This window comes from Endozoicomonas sp. SESOKO3, assembly GCF_024606255.1.
In genome coordinates this window covers 1-1,552 of the sequence record NZ_JAHHPR010000505.1, presented here as the reverse complement: position 1 = coordinate 1,552, position 1,552 = coordinate 1, and the positions used below count along the sequence as shown (strand labels likewise).

Here is a 1,552-nt window from a genome sequence, read left to right as displayed (position 1 = left end):
TTCTCCACCAATCTGACCATCCATGGTTAATCTCCCTACTGCTATCTGAAGGACTTAAATGAAACTGTTTTATAATTTGACCTTCATATCGTACGAAAGTTTCATTTGGACAGTGGCTCGTTGCCATGGAAGGAAGTTACCCATCTCGAAAAATTTATCACGAACAAACTATGAGTCAGGAGGCTGACCGGGAATCGCGCTCATCCAGGCGACCCCGTAGCGGGGACGGCAGTCTATTCCTGGTCAACCTCCAGGTCAGTCGCCATCGAATTCAAATTCACGCTGTTCAAAAATTCTTCGGCAATGGTTGTCAGCTCACTGGATTTGAGCACCAGAGCGTTACTGGCGTTGAGTGCCTGCCGCAAGTAATCATCCTGAAGAGAGTCCAACAATTCAGAGCTCACAATATCAGACATCATGGCATACAGTTCTTCTGGTGAGGATGGATCATGAGCGCCATAGGAGTCCTCTTCGTTGTACCCAAAGATGGATGCCTTGGCCCAACAATAGGTTAGGCAGCCACCTTTCGAGTGTGTCAATCTATACAGATAATGACAGAAGGCCAGCTGAATCACCTGCTTGCATATTTCTCTAGTCTCATTCACAACACTTTGCTTCTCAAGGTAGATAAATTTTTCCGATGCTGTTGGCTCATTCCTGCATTGGTTTTTCTTTGTCTCATATTTATTGATGTCTTTCAGTAAATGCTTAAGTTGCGGAGCGTCCTCAAACGCTCGTTGAAACAGGGCTTCAGCCTTTTCCTCAATCAATGTGCCCCCCCAGGAAGGTTCCCCTGCGATAATCACCGGACGGTGGTTCCCCTTGCCTGAAATTAACCTCGGAAACGCGGGATGGTGGGCCAACATTCGCTCAACATTGGGAATACCCTCAGGTTCGTCCGTCCAGGCGTTCTGTAAGAATGGATTGGCAATATGATATTCAAGGGATGATGAAAAGCCATCATGACAATGACTGACGAATGGGGTATCACTATCTCTTTGTTGGAAGTTTTCATAAGCCATATGCAACAACTGACTATTGTTTTCCCTGGAAAAGAACTGCTTATACCACTTTTTCAAGCAATGAGCGGCTTCAACCTTGAGTTCATCGACGCTTTTCAGACGCACCAATAGCTCATGATGTTCACCGGCGTCTGCAATATAGTCCTCATCGGCCAGTATTGGATCCAGCCAACCCAATTTCAGGACTTCAAGGGCAAAGCGGATAACCGATGGCTTGGTCAGGTCACTCGCTGTCAGTATTTCTAACATTGAATAAAACCAATTGTGATCGCATAGGTCCTCCTGATCAATTATTTTTGGATGAAGTAACTTGAGTTGTTCAGTAATCTGCTCTTCATCACTATCGGACAATATTCGTGTCACCGCTTCCGATATCGAATCAAGTTGCATCTCGTCACAGCCCGATGCTTCTTTCCCCAGCGAGACGATTATTGAGACGGCCATAGAAAAACTGGTTAAATCTTTTTGCTCCCAAAGGTTCTTGACTATTTTGGAAATAATTAGCCTGGTATCTGGCAATGCGCTGTTTT

The 1,552-nt window shown here is 45.3% G+C and carries 1 protein-coding gene; it reads right to left on the bottom strand.

Translation table 11 applies throughout. The features are described from left to right. Window positions 1-233: 233 nt before the first annotated feature. Window positions 234-1,552 (bottom strand): hypothetical protein (locus KDK18_RS08790; protein ID WP_257254527.1); only part of this gene is annotated, 1,319 nt, incomplete at its 5' end.